24 protein-coding genes and 1 tRNA gene are annotated in these 15984 nt (G+C 64.4%); 11 read left to right on the forward strand and 14 right to left on the reverse strand.

The genetic code is table 11. The features are described 5' to 3' along the window. Positions 1–5: 5 nt before the first annotated feature. Genes RLN94_RS21535 through RLN94_RS21570 form a run of 8 tightly spaced genes read left to right on the forward strand, consistent with a single transcriptional unit; the run spans position 6 to position 4458 of the window. Entirely contained in the window at positions 6–338 is a 333-nt protein-coding gene (locus RLN94_RS21535) for a YfdP family phage-associated protein (protein WP_350158371.1), read from the forward strand. A 30-nt stretch (positions 339–368) separates the two neighbouring features. Then, positions 369–1232, forward strand: coding sequence for a DUF2303 family protein (locus RLN94_RS21540; protein ID WP_350158370.1), 864 nt, complete (start codon positions 369–371; stop codon positions 1230–1232). A gap of 15 nt (positions 1233–1247) precedes the next feature. After that, positions 1248–1928: a hypothetical protein gene (locus tag RLN94_RS21545; RefSeq protein WP_350158369.1), complete on the forward strand. Its 681-nt coding sequence runs from the start codon at positions 1248–1250 to the stop codon at positions 1926–1928. Then, the gene (locus tag RLN94_RS21550; RefSeq protein ID WP_350158368.1) at positions 1925–2953 is read left to right on the forward strand and encodes a DUF5131 family protein; all 1029 of its coding nucleotides are present in this window, start codon (positions 1925–1927) and stop codon (positions 2951–2953) included. Before RLN94_RS21545 ends, RLN94_RS21550 begins: the two co-directional genes overlap by 4 nt. Continuing rightward, complete coding sequence (locus RLN94_RS21555) at positions 2950–3138, forward strand: hypothetical protein (protein WP_350158367.1); 189 nt, start codon at positions 2950–2952, stop codon at positions 3136–3138. Before RLN94_RS21550 ends, RLN94_RS21555 begins: the two co-directional genes overlap by 4 nt. Then, on the forward strand, positions 3135–3308 hold the full coding sequence (locus RLN94_RS21560) for a hypothetical protein (protein WP_350158366.1): 174 nt from the start codon (positions 3135–3137) through the stop codon (positions 3306–3308). Before RLN94_RS21555 ends, RLN94_RS21560 begins: the two co-directional genes overlap by 4 nt. Before the next feature lie 23 nt (positions 3309–3331). Next, the gene (locus RLN94_RS21565) at positions 3332–3595 is read left to right on the forward strand and encodes a helix-turn-helix domain-containing protein (RefSeq protein ID WP_350169596.1); all 264 of its coding nucleotides are present in this window, start codon (positions 3332–3334) and stop codon (positions 3593–3595) included. Further along, the gene (locus RLN94_RS21570) at positions 3481–4458 is read left to right on the forward strand and encodes a tyrosine-type recombinase/integrase (RefSeq protein ID WP_350158442.1); all 978 of its coding nucleotides are present in this window, start codon (positions 3481–3483) and stop codon (positions 4456–4458) included. The genes RLN94_RS21565 and RLN94_RS21570 overlap by 115 nt, the downstream gene beginning before the upstream one ends. A 53-nt stretch (positions 4459–4511) precedes the next feature. Here the strand turns inward: RLN94_RS21570 and RLN94_RS21575 are convergent. The 14 genes from RLN94_RS21575 to iscR all read right to left on the reverse strand — a co-directional run bounded on the left by RLN94_RS21575 (position 4512) and on the right by iscR (position 14119). Next, positions 4512–4588: transfer RNA gene (locus tag RLN94_RS21575), tRNA-Arg, on the reverse strand. 183 nt (positions 4589–4771) lie between these two features. Next, the gene (locus RLN94_RS21580) at positions 4772–4906 is read right to left on the reverse strand and encodes a hypothetical protein (RefSeq protein WP_300895847.1); all 135 of its coding nucleotides are present in this window, start codon (positions 4904–4906) and stop codon (positions 4772–4774) included. Positions 4907–5088: 182 nt separating this feature from the next. Beyond that, complete coding sequence (locus RLN94_RS21585; protein WP_350158364.1) at positions 5089–6309, reverse strand: cysteine desulfurase; 1221 nt, start codon at positions 6307–6309, stop codon at positions 5089–5091. 2 nt (positions 6310–6311) lie between these two features. Beyond that, positions 6312–6914 carry a YIP1 family protein gene (locus RLN94_RS21590; RefSeq protein WP_350158363.1) on the reverse strand — a complete coding sequence of 201 codons (603 nt, stop codon included), beginning with the start codon at positions 6912–6914 and terminating at the stop codon, positions 6312–6314. Continuing rightward, a complete protein-coding gene (locus RLN94_RS21595; protein WP_350158362.1) occupies positions 6911–7396 on the reverse strand; it encodes a YIP1 family protein in 486 nt (161 codons plus the stop codon). The genes RLN94_RS21590 and RLN94_RS21595 overlap by 4 nt, the downstream gene beginning before the upstream one ends. Continuing rightward, positions 7396–8682 (reverse strand): Fe-S cluster assembly protein SufD, encoded by a 1287-nt coding sequence (gene sufD, locus RLN94_RS21600; protein ID WP_350169586.1) that lies wholly within the window; start codon positions 8680–8682, stop codon positions 7396–7398. Before sufD ends, RLN94_RS21595 begins: the two co-directional genes overlap by 1 nt. Further along, positions 8682–9437: a Fe-S cluster assembly ATPase SufC gene (gene sufC, locus RLN94_RS21605; protein ID WP_350169588.1), complete on the reverse strand. Its 756-nt coding sequence runs from the start codon at positions 9435–9437 to the stop codon at positions 8682–8684. The genes sufD and sufC overlap by 1 nt, the downstream gene beginning before the upstream one ends. Before the next feature lie 3 nt (positions 9438–9440). After that, positions 9441–9791, reverse strand: a complete 351-nt coding sequence (locus RLN94_RS21610; RefSeq protein ID WP_350158359.1) for a hypothetical protein — start codon at positions 9789–9791, stop codon at positions 9441–9443. 9 nt (positions 9792–9800) lie between these two features. Further along, positions 9801–10115, reverse strand: coding sequence for a heavy metal-binding domain-containing protein (locus RLN94_RS21615; RefSeq protein WP_350158358.1), 315 nt, complete (start codon positions 10113–10115; stop codon positions 9801–9803). Next, entirely contained in the window at positions 10112–10615 is a 504-nt protein-coding gene (locus RLN94_RS21620; RefSeq protein ID WP_350158357.1) for a cupin domain-containing protein, read from the reverse strand. The genes RLN94_RS21615 and RLN94_RS21620 overlap by 4 nt, the downstream gene beginning before the upstream one ends. Beyond that, positions 10612–10911 (reverse strand): hypothetical protein, encoded by a 300-nt coding sequence (locus tag RLN94_RS21625; RefSeq protein WP_350158356.1) that lies wholly within the window; start codon positions 10909–10911, stop codon positions 10612–10614. The genes RLN94_RS21620 and RLN94_RS21625 overlap by 4 nt, the downstream gene beginning before the upstream one ends. Positions 10912–10977: 66 nt before the next feature. Continuing rightward, entirely contained in the window at positions 10978–12510 is a 1533-nt protein-coding gene (gene sufB / locus RLN94_RS21630) for a Fe-S cluster assembly protein SufB (protein WP_350169591.1), read from the reverse strand. Between the two features lie 18 nt (positions 12511–12528). Beyond that, positions 12529–13551 carry a cysteine desulfurase family protein gene (locus tag RLN94_RS21635; protein ID WP_350158354.1) on the reverse strand — a complete coding sequence of 341 codons (1023 nt, stop codon included), beginning with the start codon at positions 13549–13551 and terminating at the stop codon, positions 12529–12531. A 106-nt stretch (positions 13552–13657) separates the two neighbouring features. Further along, positions 13658–14119: a Fe-S cluster assembly transcriptional regulator IscR gene (gene iscR / locus RLN94_RS21640; RefSeq protein ID WP_350169593.1), complete on the reverse strand. Its 462-nt coding sequence runs from the start codon at positions 14117–14119 to the stop codon at positions 13658–13660. Positions 14120–14279: 160 nt separating this feature from the next. Between iscR and RLN94_RS21645 the strand changes: the two genes are divergently transcribed. From RLN94_RS21645 to RLN94_RS21655, 3 genes are read left to right on the forward strand one after another with little or no spacing between them, the layout of a single operon-like run. Further along, on the forward strand, positions 14280–14933 hold the full coding sequence (locus RLN94_RS21645) for an alpha/beta hydrolase (RefSeq protein ID WP_300895865.1): 654 nt from the start codon (positions 14280–14282) through the stop codon (positions 14931–14933). A gap of 4 nt (positions 14934–14937) precedes the next feature. After that, a complete protein-coding gene (locus RLN94_RS21650) occupies positions 14938–15198 on the forward strand; it encodes a hypothetical protein (RefSeq protein WP_350158351.1) in 261 nt (86 codons plus the stop codon). Beyond that, positions 15195–15779: an HD domain-containing protein gene (locus tag RLN94_RS21655; protein ID WP_350158350.1), complete on the forward strand. Its 585-nt coding sequence runs from the start codon at positions 15195–15197 to the stop codon at positions 15777–15779. The genes RLN94_RS21650 and RLN94_RS21655 overlap by 4 nt, the downstream gene beginning before the upstream one ends. Positions 15780–15984 lie beyond the last annotated feature (205 nt).

Below are 15984 nucleotides of genomic sequence, written 5' to 3' on the forward strand. Positions count from 1 at the left end.
ACCAGATGCCCAAACACACCCTCAACTTCCTTGAGTTCCTGCAGGGCTTTCGCCGAGGGGAACTCATTCGCCAGGGCAACGACGAGCTGCAGAAGGTAATCGCCGCCATGGGCGAAACCGGCGGCGATGGCGAGATCACCATCAAACTGCCGTTCAAGCTCAACAAGGCTGGGCAGATCGAATGTCAGCCAAAACTTACCTCGAAGGTGCCCCAGCAGCAGATGGGCGTCGGCATCTACTTCATGGGTGACGAAGGCGAGCCCAGCCGCCGCGACCCGAACCAGATGGACATCGAGGACGAGATCGAGCGCCACCGCGCTCGAGACGCCGCCGAGTAACCCCCACCATCGAGCACAGGAGACAACCAGATGGCAAGACACACGCAGAACTCCCCCGACGAAATCCAGATCGAAGCCGCGGAAAGCATGATTCCGATCTTTGCCCTGCAGGCAGCGATCGAGGGCGCCCGCATCGCGGACCCGGTGATCAATGGCGAGCACGGCAAGCGCCACGCCTTCGTGCCGGAAGGCATGACACTGCAGGATATCTCTGATCCGTATGCCCTGCCTCCGCGCATCGAGCAATCATTGCAGACCGATGACGCCCAATCTCTGATGACCTACACGAACAGGTTCAGCGACACCCGGTCGATCCTGATCGCGGATGTTGACGCACTTACGGTGACCGCCGTCCTCGACTGGCATTTCAGCAACAACGGCACGTTTGAATCGACGCTGAACGCGCAGCCCTGCAAGCACAAGGCAACATTGAAGCTTCGGAGGTCGGAGGAGTTCAAGCGCTGGAGCGCCATGGAGGGAATCCTTCATGACCAGATGGCGTTCGCGGAGTTCCTCGACGAAAACGCGCAGGACATCATCGATCCGGACCCCGCCGACATGATCGAGGTTGCGCGGGAACTGGAGGCAACGCAGGGCGTGGCATTCAAGGCGGCCACTCGCCTACAGACCGGCGAACGCAGCCTTCGCTATGAAACCGAGACCCACACCAAGGGCGACATCAAGGTTCCTACGCAGTTCACGCTGCAGATCCCACTGTTCCAGGGCGAGGAGCCGGTCGACATCAAGGCGTCTTTCCGGTTCCGGCCGCAACCAGATGGTCTGAAACTCGGCTTTGTCTGGCGCCGCGTTGATTACCGCATCCAGGCGGAGTTCGCCCAGATCGCGACGCGCGTCGCAGAGAACACCGGCCTGCCGGTGATGTTCGGCCGCTGACAGGAAACGGTTCGTATGCGCATCCTGATCGCCTGCGAAACCTCCGGCATCGCCCGTCGCGCCTTCATGGCGCGCGGGCACAATGTCTGGTCTTGCGACTTGGAGCCTGCCGAGGATGGCAGCAACCGGCACATGATCTGCGACGTACGCGACGGGATACTGCAGGACGGATGGGATCTGCTCTGTGTGATGCACCCGCCCTGCACGCGGCTCTGTCGATCGGGACGTCGCTGGATGTCCGGCCCCGGCAAATGGACCAAACCCAAGTTGCTACCGCGCGGCCGCACACTCGCTGACATGCGCACCGAATTCGAGCTCGGCGTCTCGGTCTTCACCGCCTGCTGGCAGGCGCCCATCGACCGGGTCGCAATTGAAAACCCCGAAATGAACGACCTCGCCCGCGACCGCATGCCGGCTGACCTTCCCGCACCGCACATGGTCCAGCCGTTTTGGTTCGGCGAGCCCGCATACAAGAACACTGGGTGGTATCTGCGTGGCTTGCCGCCGCTGCAAGAAACTGACCGCCTAACGGAGCCCGAGCGCGATAGCGCCGAGTGGAAGCGGTGGAACTACGTCCACCGCCTACCCCCCGGGCCCGAGCGCGCCCGCCTTCGCAGTCGATCCTTCCCCGGCATGATGGCAGCGGTGGCCAAGCAGTGGGGAGAACACGCAATGAGACAGGTGAGAGCAGCATGAGCAAGATCGAGTGGACGGAAAAGACGTGGAACCCGATCGTCGGCTGCAGTGTGGTCTCGCCTGGCTGCACCAACTGCTATGCCATGCGGATGGCGCACCGTCTGGGCCAGAACTCGGCAACACCGCATTACGCCGGCCTCACACAGATGAGCCGCGGCGGCCCCGTCTGGACCGGCAAGCTGGCCCTCGCGCCTGAGCATGTCCTCGCCGCCCCCGTGCACCGCAAGAAGCCCACCACCTGGTTTGTGAATAGCATGGGCGATCTATTCCACGAGGACGTGCCCGACGAGTGGATTGACCAGGTCTTTGCCGTCATGGCGCTCTGCCCCCAGCACCGCTTTCAGGTGCTGACCAAGCGGGCGGACCGGATGCAGGAATACGTGCCATTGGCCCATCGCCGCATCATGGAAGAAGCATGCGATATAGCTCTGGACATGAACCTCAGAGTTGCCCTTTCGGCAGTTCCCTGGCAGGACGAAGACGCCGAAACCATAGCGAATTTAGCCGGCGCGGAAGTCGTCCGCCTCCATCAATACCCCCTCCCCAACGTCTGGCTCGGCGTGTCGGCCGAGGACCAGACCCGCGCCGACGAGCGCATTCCGCAGCTGCTCGAGACACCGGCCGCCGTGCGCTTCGTCTCGGCCGAGCCGTTGCTGGGGCAGGTGAACCTGACGGAATGGCTTCATGAGAGCGCTTGCTGGATCCAAGACGGCGGCGCGGAATGCACCTGCCATCCGCCCGATGAAATCTGCATCGACTGGGTGATCGTCGGCGGCGAGAGCGGCCCCTTCGCCCGCCCGATGCATCCCGACTGGGCGCGCATGATCCGCGACCAATACACCGGAGCTGGCGTGCCGTTCTTCTTCAAGCAATGGGGTGAGTTCGTCAGTGTCTCGGAAATCGAGGGCCCCGGAGATCATCACAAGTTTCCGGACGGCGCCACGGTGCGCCGCACCGGCAAGAAGCTCGCCGGGCGCACGCTGGACGGGCGCGTGTGGGATCAGATGCCAAAGGTGGTGCAATGATTGGCGCATGGTTCAGCCGAACGGAACAGGGCTTCTGGTGCGACTTCTGCGGCGATCTCCTCAAGCCGGACTTCCACTTCGCGAGCGAGGAGGAGTGGGAGGAATACCAAGAATGGCTCGAAGGAGATGAAGGCCATTGCCGGAACTGCGGGGCACCTGACGACATCGATCCGGAGGCGATATGACTGACAAGCGAAAGCGCTGTCGCGCAGATCCACCAGGCGGAAAAACCAAGCGCCAGATAACGGCCTTTCTTGAGCCAGAGGACTACCGGCTGCTTTACGAGCTCACCATGCGACGCGGCGTGAGCATGGCCGAGACCATCCGACAGATCATCAGGGAGACAAAGAAATGACCGCGCGTCCCTACACCCCCGACATGCTTGCAGATCGCTGGCAATGCAGCGCCGAGACCGTTCGGCAGATGGTGAAAAGCGGAGACTTGCGCGGCTTCCGAGTCGGCCGCATGATCCGTATACCGTATGACGCCGTGGAGGAAATCGAATGCCAGACATCACAATCGGACGCCTGCGCGGCGGATTTTGCGTCTACTGGCACGACGAAACAGGGACGCGGCGGCGCTATCAGCTTGAGGCACGCACGCGAGCGGAGGCCGAAGCGGAAGGCCGCGACCGATTCCTGAAAGAGACGACAGCGAACCAGGGCGCCACCGTGGCATCACTCTGGGAAGCCTATAGAGATGACAGGAAAGGGCGGACCATCGCCGAATCCATGCGGCACACCGGAAAGGCTGTCCTGCCGGCCTTCGGTCACTTCCGCCCCGAGCAGATCACGACCGAGGATTGCCGGTCCCAGATCGAAGCCTGGCGCGCGCAGGGAAAGCACGACGGAACCATCTGGACGCGGATGAACCATCTGCGCATCGTGCTGAATTGGGCGCAGAAGCACCACCTGATTGATCGAGCGCCCTACATCGAGCGGCCACCGCAGCCCGCACCCCGCGACCGGCATTTGACCGAGACCGAGATCGCCGCGCTCTTGGCGGCGCCATGCGAACCGCACATCAAGACGGCCATCATCCTGATGCTCACGACCTGCGCCCGTGTCACGGCCGCGTTGGAGCTCACATGGGACCGCGTCGATTTCGATCGGGGGTTCGTGAACCTCCGAACAGGCGAAGGCCACCGCAAGGGCCGCGCCATCGTTCCGATCAACGGGCTACTGCGCAGCACGCTTGAAACCGCCCGCGCCGCGGCGCTGTCGGATTATGTCATCGAGTGGGGAGGGAAGCCGGTCAAGTCGATCAAGCGCGGGTTTGCCCGAGCTGTCGAGAATGCCGAACTGAAAGACGTGTCACCGCACGTCCTGCGTCACACCGGCGCGGTTCACATGGCAGCCGCCGGCGTTCCGATGGTGAAGATCGCGCAGATGCTCGGTCACACGAACACCGCGACGACCGAGCGCACCTACGCCAGATTCGCGCCGGATCACCTGAAAGATGCCGCGCAAGCCTTGGAATTTGGGACGCTGAAAGTGGTGAAATAGTTCAATGAACCTGCGCGCCCTGCCTAAAACACCAGCTAAGTATCTGAAAGTGTTGGCGCACCTGAGAGGATTCGAACCTCTGGCCTCTGCCTTCGGAGGGCAGCGCTCTATCCAGCTGAGCTACAGGTGCCTACGCGGCGGGGTATAGCTTTCACGCGCGCGCCCTGCAATCGCGAAATGCGCCCGCGGTCACGTTTCCGGCCGTCACATTTCCCCGGCCGAAAAGGTTAAGAGGCCGCAATCCCTGGCGGGAATGCGGCCTCTTGATGTTTTATACTCACCAGAAATGGTCGAGCGGTCAGAGACCGTTCGATCAGATCGGGTTGCCGTACTTGTCGTATACCGGTTCCGGAACGACCATCGGCGCGGGCTCTTCCTGCTGCTGTTGAGCACAGGCGGTTGCACCGAAGCCGATTGCCAGCAGCGTGATAAGCTTGATCACTTTCATAAGGGCAGCTCCTTTCGCATTAAACACGGTGGATAAAACAACGAATTAATTCCTTTGTCGACCGTCTTTTCACGTTACCGCGATGAAATCCGGGAGACTGGCGCAAGAGATTGGCGGGTGTTGCCTAGTTGACGCACATTGGCCGGTTTTTGGCCGCTTTCCGGCCCGAATCCGCCGAAGAATCAGGTGAATAACTCGTGTGCCAGCTCCAGCGCCTCGACAAGCGTGTCGACTTCTGACTCGGTATTGTAGAGCCCGAAAGACGCCCGGCAGGTGGCCGTCAGCCCGAGGTGATCCATCAGCGGCCCGGCGCAATGGTGACCCGCGCGCACCGCCACCCCCTTCTTGTCGAGGATGGTCGAGATGTCATGCGCATGGGCCGCCCCGTCGAGCGTGAACGAGAAGATCGCGGCCTTGTCGGGCGCCCTGCCCTGAAGGTGAAGCCAGTTCAGCCCGTTCAACCGTTGGGCGGCATAATCGCGAATCCGGTCCTCGTGGGCGGCGATGTTCTCCATCCCCAGCCCCATCATGTACTCGAGCGCCACGCCAAGCCCGATGGTCTGGACGATGCCGGGCGTGCCCGCCTCGAACTTCATCGGCGGGTCGGCATAGGTGACCTCGTCCTTGCTGACCTCGCGGATCATGTCGCCGCCGCCGATGAAGGGGCGCATCTCGGCCAGCCGCTCCTTTTTCACGAAGATCGCGCCCGAGCCGGACGGGCCGTAAAGCTTGTGCCCGGTGATGGCGTAGAAATCACAGCCCATTTCGTCGAGGTTGACGGGCATGTGCACCGCCCCCTGGCTGCCATCCACCAGCACCGGCACGCCTTTTGCATGTGCCGCGTCGCAGATCGCCTTCACGTCCACCTTGGTGCCCAGCACGTTCGAAAGCTGCGTGATCGCCACCAGCTTGGTCTTCGGTCCGATCGCGTCGATCACCTTCTGCGGGTCGAGCGCGCCGTCGGCCTCGGTATCCACCCACTTGAGCTTCACCCCCTGCCGTTCGCGCAGGAAATGCCAGGGCACGATATTGGCGTGATGCTCCATCACCGACAGGACGATCTCGTCGCCCGCCTCCATCCGCGGCATGGCCCAGCCATAGGCGACCATGTTGATCCCCGCCGTGGTGCCGGTGTTGAGCACGATCTGCTCGGCATCCGCCACGCCGAGGAACCGCGCGATGGTGCCGCGCACCGCCTCGTATTTCTCGGTCGCGATGTTCGACAGCGTGTGCAGGCCGCGGTGCACGTTGGAATATTCGTGGGAATAGGCATGGGTGATCGCGTCGATCACCACCTGCGGCTTCTGGGCCGAGGCGCCGTTGTCGAGATAGACCAGCGGCTTGCCGTTCACCTCGCGGCTGAGAATCGGAAAATCGGCGCGGATCGTGTCGACGTCATACATGGTCATCTCCCTGTCATCCCCAGCCCGCCCAGCAGGGCGGACAGGATCGTCATGCCGATGGAGAAGGTCACCACCGTCAGAACGCAGACGCCCGCCGCCTTCAGCAGGCCGTCGAATCGGTGGGCGGCGGCGATCAGCGCCAGCGTCGCCCACAGCCCCCAGAAGAAGGCGGCGATCATCATCAGCCCGCCCACCAGCGGCAGGATCAGCCCGATCACGAACAGCACCACCGCCAGCACCAGCGACACGACCTGAAGCCAGATCATCACCGCCAGCACGTCACCCAGTTGGCCCTGCCCGCCGAAGGCCAGCCCGATCCGGTGCAGCAGCACGACCGAAATCAGCGCCTGCGCCCAGTTCAGCAGCGCGAAGAGAAGCGGCGTGTGATAGGCCGGCGACATCTGGATCAGCTCGCCCATCTCGCCGGGCGGCAGCGGGGCCACGTAGAACACCGCCGACACCATCAGCGACAGCAGCACCGACACCAGCATCAGCGCGATCCACAGCCCCTGCATGGGCCAGCCCATCTCGACCACCAGCCCGCCCGCCTGCCGCGGATTGGTCAGCGTCAGGCGCAGCATCGCCCGGAACCATGCGAAACTCATGACATGCCCCATTCCGCCTCGCGCAGGTTCGACAGCCAGAACCATAGAAACACCGCGACCCAGACAACGCCCACGCCGGTCAGCCCCGGCCCCGGCCCGATGAACCCGGCCACCAGCCCGTAAAGCAGCAGAAGCGGGCTGGCCGCGAGGAAGGCCCAGAACAGCGCCACCCGCGCGCCATAGCCCGTGCCCCGGGCGCCGAACGCCCGGCTGACAAGGTGGCTCAGGAAGGCCAGCGCGTAAAACGCCAGCGGCGCGATGAAGATCCAGCCCAGCAGCGCCCCGCCCAGCAGCGGGTTCAGCTCCTGCTCCGTCAGATGCGCCTCGCGCGCCAGCCTGGGCCATTGACCGATGAAGGTGACAAGACAGCCCGCCATCAGGATGGCCAGCGCCCTGCCCTCGTTCACCGGCATCGCCAGAAGCCGCCGCATCACCGGCCGCGGCCCCCGGTAGGAGGCCACGATATCGGTGGTGACCGGCATCAGCCGCGCCGACGCTGCAGCCAGGCGTCCAGCCGGCCGACAAGCTCTTCGCGCAGCGTCTCGTCCTCGATCTCCTGCACCGCCTCGGCCAGGAAGGCCAGCGTCAGCAGGTCGGTCGCGATCTCCTTCGGCACGCCCCGCGCGCGAAGGTAGAACAGCCCCTCCTCGTCGATCGCGCCGCTGGTCGAGCCGTGCGAACAGGCCACGTCATCGGCGTAGATCTCGAGCTCCGGCTTCGCGTCGAACTCGCTGTCATCGTCCAGCAGCAGCGACTGGCTGATCTGGTAGCCATCGGTCTTCTGCGCGCCCGGCTTCACCAGGATCTTGCCCTGGAACACGCCCCGCGCGCCGTTGCGCAGAACCTTCTTGAACACCTGCCGGCTTTCGCAATTCACCGCGTCATGGGTCACGAAGACCGTGTCGTCATGGTGGAAATCGCCATCGCCCACGCAGGCGCCGGCGATATGCGCGGCGGCATCGTCGCCCAGCATCTCCACGACACACTCGTTCCGCGTCAGAACGCCGTTCACCGTCAGGGTAAAGGTCTTGAACGTGCTCTCCCTGCCCAGCCGGGCAAAGATATGCGTCGCCGCCCGCCGCTCGTGGTCGCGGCCTTGCGTGCGCACGTGGTGGAAGCCGGCGCCATCGGCCACGTCCACCTCCATCACCTTGTTGAACCGTGCCGCCGCCGGGCCGTTCTCCAGCACCGTCAGGTCGGCGCCCTCGTCCAGCTTGATGACATGGTGCAGGATCGCGTCGGAAGTCTCGGACCGATGGTGATAGATCAGGTTGATCGGCTTGCTCACCTTGCCGGTGACATGGATCAGCAGCCCATCCTCGGCCAGCGCCGTGTTGAGCGCCGCCAGGGGCCGCTCGACCGGGGTCTGCCCCCGCTCTTCCAGCACGCCATAGACGTCCTTGGCCCAGTGGATGTCCTTCTCCGCCGCGTCGCTCAGCCGCTCGATGCTGACGCCCTCGAGGCTCAGGTCATCGCTGGCACCCGCGTCGAACTTGCCGTCGACAAAGACGATCTGCAGCCGGTCCACGCCGTCGTACATCGGCGCCTCGTCCACCTCCAGCGTGGCGGCCTTGGGCACCTCCGCCTGCACCAGCGTGTCGGGGCGGGTGAACTTCCAGTACTCGTCGCGCCGGTCCGGCAGGCCCATCGCCCGCACCCGGCCCATCGCCGCCTCGCGCGCCGCGCTGGCCCAGGCCGCCCCCTCGGGCAGGCTCAGACCGTCAAGCCGCGCCTCGGTCGCATCGGTTTTCGCCTTCGGCAACGCCATCAGGCCACCTCCTCGCGCAGGTCCGTATAGCCATGCTCCTCGACCTCGAGCGCCAGCTCGGGCCCGCCGGTCTTGATGATCCGGCCCTCGGACATGATGTGCACCACGTCCGGCTGGATATGGTTCAGCAGGCGCTGGTAGTGGGTGATGACAAGGAAGCTGCGGCCTTGGTCCCGCAGCGCGTTCACCCCGTCCGAAACCAGCTTCATCGCGTCCACGTCGAGGCCCGGATCGGTCTCGTCGAGGATGCACATCTTCGGCTCCAGAACGGCCATCTGCAGCACCTCGTTGCGCTTCTTCTCGCCGCCCGAGAAGCCCACGTTCACCGGCCGCTTCAGCATGTCGGCGTCGATCTTCAGCGTCTTCGCCTTCTCGCGCACCAGCTTGAGGAAATCGGCCGCGCTCATCTCCTCCTCGCCGCGCGCCTTGCGCTGTGCGTTGAGCGCGGTGCGCATGAAGGTCATGTTGCCCACGCCCGGAATTTCCACCGGGTACTGGAACGCCAGGAACAGCCCCGCCGCGGCGCGCTCTTCCGGCTCCATGTCCAGCAGCTCCTCGCCCAGAAGCGTGGCGCTGCCCTCGGTCACCTCATAGCCATCCCGGCCCGACAGAACATAGCTGAGCGTCGACTTGCCAGAGCCGTTGGGCCCCATGATCGCGTGCACCTCACCGGCGCCCACCTTCAGGTCGACGCCCTTCAGGATCTGCTTGTCCTCGTCTTCAAGACCGACGTGCAGGTTCTTGATTTTCAACATGTTCTAACCCTTCTTCATCTCTGCCGCGGGGGCCGTGCCCCCGGGCGCATTTTCCTTCATCCGCGCAATCTGCGCATGTGTCATCTCTGTCTCGGCGGCGCGCTTCGCGTCGAGCGCCGCCACCTCCCGTGCCATCTGCCGGCGGCTGACCACGCGATGGACCACCGCGCCCGCCCCGAACCCGGCGACCAGCCCGAGGGCCAGTGCCACGGGGGCGGAAACCCCGGCATAGGCCGAAAGCCCGACGATGATCGCCACCGCCGAGCCACCCAGCCCCGCCAGTCGCCCGGCATCCATGTGCCCGGGATAGTCCAGCCGCGTCAGCAGCCATTCCTCGGTGGCGTTCCCGGTCATCGCGCGGCCCTACTCGATCACCACGGCGGTGCCGCTGGCCGATACCATCAGCATCGACTGCCCCACCACCTCGTAATCCAGGTCGACGCCGACAACCGCATTGCCGCCCATCGCCGCCGCCCGCGCCTCCAGCTCGGTCATCGCCGTGTCGCGCGCATCCTGCAGCTTGCTTTCATAGGCGCCCGAGCGCCCGCCGACGATATCGGTGATCGAGGCGAAGACATCGCGCACGACATTCGCCCCCATGATCGCCTCGCCCACCACGATCCCCTTGTAGGCGGTGATCCGGTGGCCCTCGATGGTGTTGGTCGTGGTGATGATCATGCCTCGCCCTCCCAGTAATCGCCGCTCGTCTCCTTGCGGCCGATGAACCGAAGATGGGCCTCCATGAAATTCGCCCCCGGCGCGATGGCCAGCGCGGCGAATTTCCCGCTATCGGGATACTCCACCACGTCCGGGTCTTCCATCGTGGAAATGCTGAGGTATTTCAACACCGTATCGCCCGTATTGATGAGCTGGTGCGCGGTCTCCGGCCCGCCCTTCGGCGCGGCACAGACATCGCCGGCGCGCACCGGGTATTCCGCCTCGCCGAACCGATAGGTGCCGGTCCCCTCGAAGATCACGAACATCTCGTGCTTGCCGAGATGGTTGTGAAACGGAAAGGCCCGCTTGCCCGGCTCGACCACCGTGTACATCGCGCCCAGCCCCGGCGAGCCGATCGCCGCGCCCATCGGCGCCACGGTCGCGCCGAACCGCTCGCTGCCTTCCGGCGGCCGCGTCGGCATCGCCGGCGCGTCTTCCACGTTCAGTACGGGGTTCGTCATGTCGGTGTCCTCTCAAGTCCACCCTGGTGTTCGATCACTTCCATCAGGCGATGCATGACATCGAATGGACAATCGAAGCTCTGAACGTCCAAGTCGTTTGAGACCGGGGCCACAAGAAAGCTCTTCTTTTTCCATTCAGCATCAAAGGGCATTACATCAGCCACGTAAGCAAACTGACGACTCGGCGACGTTCGGTTGTCAAAGAGCGTTACTCCACCGTTGACCGCTCTTGCCTTGCACCATTTGTTTGCCGAGGTTCCGCGGATTGCGTGCTGGGAAACTATGTCTAGGGTCATTGTTCTTCTCCTGGATTTGTCCCAGCACACTATCAAGCCTAGTTCGTCAGTTGCGGCGAGAGTGCATCAGCCCACCGACCCTTCCAGCGAGATCGCCACAAGCTGTTGGGCTTCCATGGCAAATTCCATCGGCAGGGCCTGGAGGACGTCCTTGCAGAAGCCGTTGACGACAAGCGCCACCGCCTCCTCCTCGTCCATGCCGCGCTGGCGGCAATAGAACATCTGGTCGTCATCCACCTTCGAGGTGGTGGCCTCGTGCTCCACCCGGGATGAGTTGTTCTTCACCTCGATATACGGCACCGTGTGCGCCCCGCACTCGCTGCCGATCAGAAGGCTGTCGCACTGGGTGTAGTTGCGGCTGTTCTTGGCCTTCGGGTGCATCGACACCAGCCCCCGATAGGTGTTCTGCGCCTTGCCCGCGCTGATCCCCTTCGAGACGATCCGCGACCGGGTATCTTTCCCGAGATGCACCATCTTCGTGCCGGTATCGGCCTGCTGATGGTTGTTGGTGATCGCGATCGAATAGAACTCGCCCTGGCTTTCATTCCCGCGCAGGATGCAGCTCGGATATTTCCACGTCACCGCCGAGCCCGTCTCGACCTGCGTCCACATCACCTTGGCCCGGTCACCCCGGCAATCGGCGCGCTTGGTCACGAAGTTGTAGATGCCGCCCTTGCCGTTCTCGTCGCCCGGGAACCAGTTCTGCACGGTCGAATACTTCACCTCGGCGTCTTCCTCGACGACGATCTCGACCACCGCGGCGTGAAGCTGGCTGGTGTCCCGCTGCGGCGCCGTGCAGCCCTCGAGGTAGCTGACATAGCTGCCCTTGTCGGCAATGATCAGCGTCCGCTCGAACTGCCCGGTATTCTCGGCATTGATCCGGAAATAGGTCGACAGCTCCATCGGGCAGCGCACCCCCGGCGGCACGTAGACGAACGAGCCATCCGAGAAGACGGCCGAGTTGAGCGTCGCATAGAAGTTGTCGCTCACCGGCACGACCGAGCCGAGGTATTTCTTCACCAGCTCCGGATGCTCCCGGATCGCCTCGGAGATCGAGCAGAAGATCACGCCCGCCTTCTGCAGCTCCTTCTGGAAGGTGGTCCCGACGCTGACGGAATCGAACACCGCATCCACCGCGACCTTCCGGTCACTCTGCCGGCCCTCGGCGGGCACGTCCTCGGCCCCCTCGACCCCGGCCAGGATCATCTGCTCCTTCAGCGGGATGCCCAGCTTCTCGTAGGTTTCGAGCAGCTTGGGGTCCACCTCGTCCAGCGACTTGGGCTTCACCTCCATGCTCTTGGGCCGGGCATAGTAATACTGGTTCTGAAAGTCGATCTGCGGGTAATCGACCATCGCCCAGTTGGGCTCGGTCTTCTGCAGCCAGCGTTCATAGGCCGCCAGCCGCCAGTCGGTCATCCACTCCGGCTCGCCGTTCTTCTCGGAAATCAGCCGCACGATATCGGGCGTCAGCCCCTTCGGCGCGTATTCCGTCTCGATCTCGGTTTCCCAGCCGTGCTTGTAGGTGCCGGCCTCGCGGACCGCATCGACCGTGTCCTTGTCGACGCCTTCCTTCACGCGTGTTTCGTCCAGTGCCGCCATCTTCAAGCTCCTTTCAGCTCACGCCGCGCGGGCGCGATGCTTTGCATGCTGCCTTGCCCAGGCTTCGGCAAAGCGTGTCACGTCGTCTTCACTCGTCCCGGGGCCCAGCGACACGCGCACCGCGCTTGCCGCCTGGGTGTCGCTGTATCCCATCGCCCCCAGAACCCGGCTCGCCTTCACCTTGCCGCTGGAACAGGCCGAGCCTGCGGATATGGCAAACCCCGCCAGATCCATCGCCATCACCTGTGTCTCGCCTTTCCATCCGTCGGAAATGAAGCAGGAGGTGTTGGGCAGACGCCGATCCGATTTCCCGACAAAAATAGTCTCTCTTGCCGATTCCTCAAGCAGTGTTTCTAGAATGTTTCTAAATTTCTCGATCTCGTCCCAGGTTCCCGCGGCCTGTTCCCGGAGGGCTGCTTCAATTGCGGCCCCGAACCCCGCGATTCCAATGATGTTTTCCGTGCCGGAGCGGCGCCCCATCTCCTGCCCGCCGCCGGGCGTGAGCGCGGGGAAATCCACCCCCTGCTTCACGATCAGCGCGCCGATGCCCTTCGGCCCGCCCAACTTGTGCGCCGACAGAATGGCGAAATCCGCCCCGCTCCAGGCGAAGGAGAACGGAATCCGCCCCACCGCCTGGGTGATGTCCAGCAGCAGCGCGCCCTCGCGCGGCTCCGGCTCGGTCACGATCCCGGTCTCGGAATTCGCCAGCCCCATCGCGTAAAGCGGCGCGCCCTCGCCCGTCTCGCGCCGATGCGCCCAAAGCGCGTCATGCGCCGTCGCCTGAACCTCCACCGGCCCCGGCCAGCGCTCCATCACCCTTGCCGCCTCCGTCGCGCCGGAGGTGAACACCACCTCCTGCGGCTTGCAGCCCACGGCCTCGGCCACCTGCGCCCGCGCCCGTTCGACCAGCGCCTTGGCCGCCCGCCCCTCGCCATGCACGCTCGACGGGTTGCCGGCCACGTCCATCGCCGCCACCATCGCCTCGCGCGCCTCGGGCCTCAAAGGCGCCGTCGCATTATGATCGAGGTAGACCCGCGCCACTACACCCCCCGCTTCTTCTGGCTGAAAATATCCCGGGGGGCGTTGAAACCCCGCAAGGGTTTCAACGGGGGGCAGCACCCCCAGCCACGGTTGCACGGCACACAGTTCACTGGTCGTCGACCACCGGCACCAGCGTCGGCACGATCGGGCATGGCGTCAGCGCATTCTCCACCACGTCCGACAGCCGCGTCTGGTGCAGGAACACGTAGACATGCGCCGACAGCCCCTCCCACAACCGGTTCGCCATCGACTGCGCGCGCGAGCCGGACGTGGCGCCCGAGGCGCCCGCCCCCTTGTGCAGCGCGTCGACCGTCTCGTCGACCGCCTGCAGCACCTCGCTGATGCGGATCTCCGCCGCCGGCCGCGCCAGGCGATAGCCGCCTCCCGGCCCGCGCACCGATTCCACCAGCTCCGCCCGCCGCAGCTTGACGAACAACTGCTCCAGGTAGGGCAGCGACACCTTCTGCCGTTTCGAGATTTCGCCCAGTGTTACCAGCCCGTCCTTCTGGCTGAGGGCGATGTCCACCAGCGCCACCATCGCGTAGCGCCCCTTCGTGCTGAGTTTCATGGCCCCGACCCTCGCGAATAGATTGACCTGACGATGCGCAAAGCTTATCTCGCTTGCAGCCCGATCCGGCCCCCGGCTGGAAAATTAGAATAATTCTAAGGTGCCGAGGGAATTTCGTCAAGAATAGCCTCGCCACCCCTGAGATGGACAAAGGGACCATATGCCCGAGGTAATATTTCCCGGACCGGAAGGCCGGCTCGAAGGCCGTTATCACCCCCAACGCGAGAAAGACGCCCCCATCGCCATCGTGCTGCACCCGCACCCGCAATTCGGCGGTACGATGAACAACAAGGTCGTCTACAACCTGCACTACGCCTTCTACAACATGGGCTTCACCGTGCTGCGGTTCAATTTCCGCGGCGTCGGGCGGTCCCAGGGCGAATATGACCAGGGCGTGGGCGAGCTGTCCGATGCGGCCTCCGCGCTCGACTATCTCCAGTCGATGAACAACAACTCCAAGCATTGCTGGGTCGCCGGCTTCTCCTTCGGCGCCTGGATCGGCATGCAGCTGCTGATGCGCCGGCCCGAGATCACCGGCTTCATCTCCGTCTCGCCCCCCGCGAACATGTACGATTTCTCCTTTCTCGCCCCCTGCCCCTCTTCGGGCCTCATCATCAACGGTGGCGCCGACCGCGTGGCGCCCCCGGCCGACACCAAGTCGCTGGTCTCGAAGCTGCAGGAACAGCAGGGCATCACCGTCACCCACGAGGAGATCGACGGCTCGGGCCACTTCTTCGAAGAGCCCTACATGGACACGATGATCGACACGGTCAGCGATTACGTCAAACGCCGGCTGACCGAAACCACGAGGTAGGCCCATGGGCGTGACCGAGGATCTGGCCGACGACCTGGCCCTTCAGGTGATCAAGTATGTCGATGCCTCGGGCGACGAGGGCGTGGTGAACGAGATCGTGGCGCTGCTCGGCGCCACCTCTCAGACCGCCGAGGAGGCGTTCCTCACCTCCATGCGCGTGCGCCGCGCCAACATGAAGGCGCGCGCGCTGCTGTTGCAGAAGGTCAAGGCGTTCAAGGCGAAGCAGGAGGCGGGCAAGCCCGCCCCCGATACGCCCAAGACATGAGCGAAGACTGCCTCGACGCCCGGATCGCCTTCCTGAACGAGGCCTGCCGCCTCAAATCGGTCACCCGCACCACCACGCTCTGCGACGGCTCCCGCTACGAGAACTCGGCCGAGCACAGCTGGCACCTCGCCCTCTACGCGCTGGTGCTGGAAGACCACGCGCCCGAGGGCACCGACATCAACCGCGTGATCCGGATGCTGCTCCTGCACGACATCGTCGAAATCGACGCCGGCGACACGCCCATCTACGGCAATACCGGCCACGCCGAACAGGCCGGGGCCGAGGCAAAAGCCGCCACCCGCCTCTTCGGCCTCCTGCCCCCGGGTCAGGGCGACAGCCTCCGCGCCCTCTGGGAAGAATTCGAAGCCGCCGAAACGCCGGACGCCCGCTTCGCCAAGGCCCTCGACCGCTTCCAGCCCCCCAACCAGAACCTCGCCTCCGACGGCATCGGCTGGCGCGAAAACGGCGCCACCTGGGACAAGTTCGAAGCCCGCGTCGCCCCACCCATCCGCCGCACCGTCCCCGCCTTCTGGGACTACATCGCGCCAAAGGTGAAGGCGTGGTTCTCACGGAACGGCTGATCCCGCCTTAGGGTGGGTGAAACCCACCACTCCCCCCGTTCAACCAACTCGCCAACACCCGCCGCGCCGGGCGAGCGCCGGCCCGTGGGGAGGCGCCGCAACGGATCTGGCACGCACTTTATCGCGCCAAATACATCTTTCCCTCGAAACGTTGTGCTACACCTCGAAAGCGCCTGCCCGCCGGGACGGGCCGGCGCTCGCCCGG

This window comes from Roseovarius sp. (genome assembly GCF_040223625.1).
Lineage (GTDB): Bacteria > Pseudomonadota > Alphaproteobacteria > Rhodobacterales > Rhodobacteraceae > Roseovarius.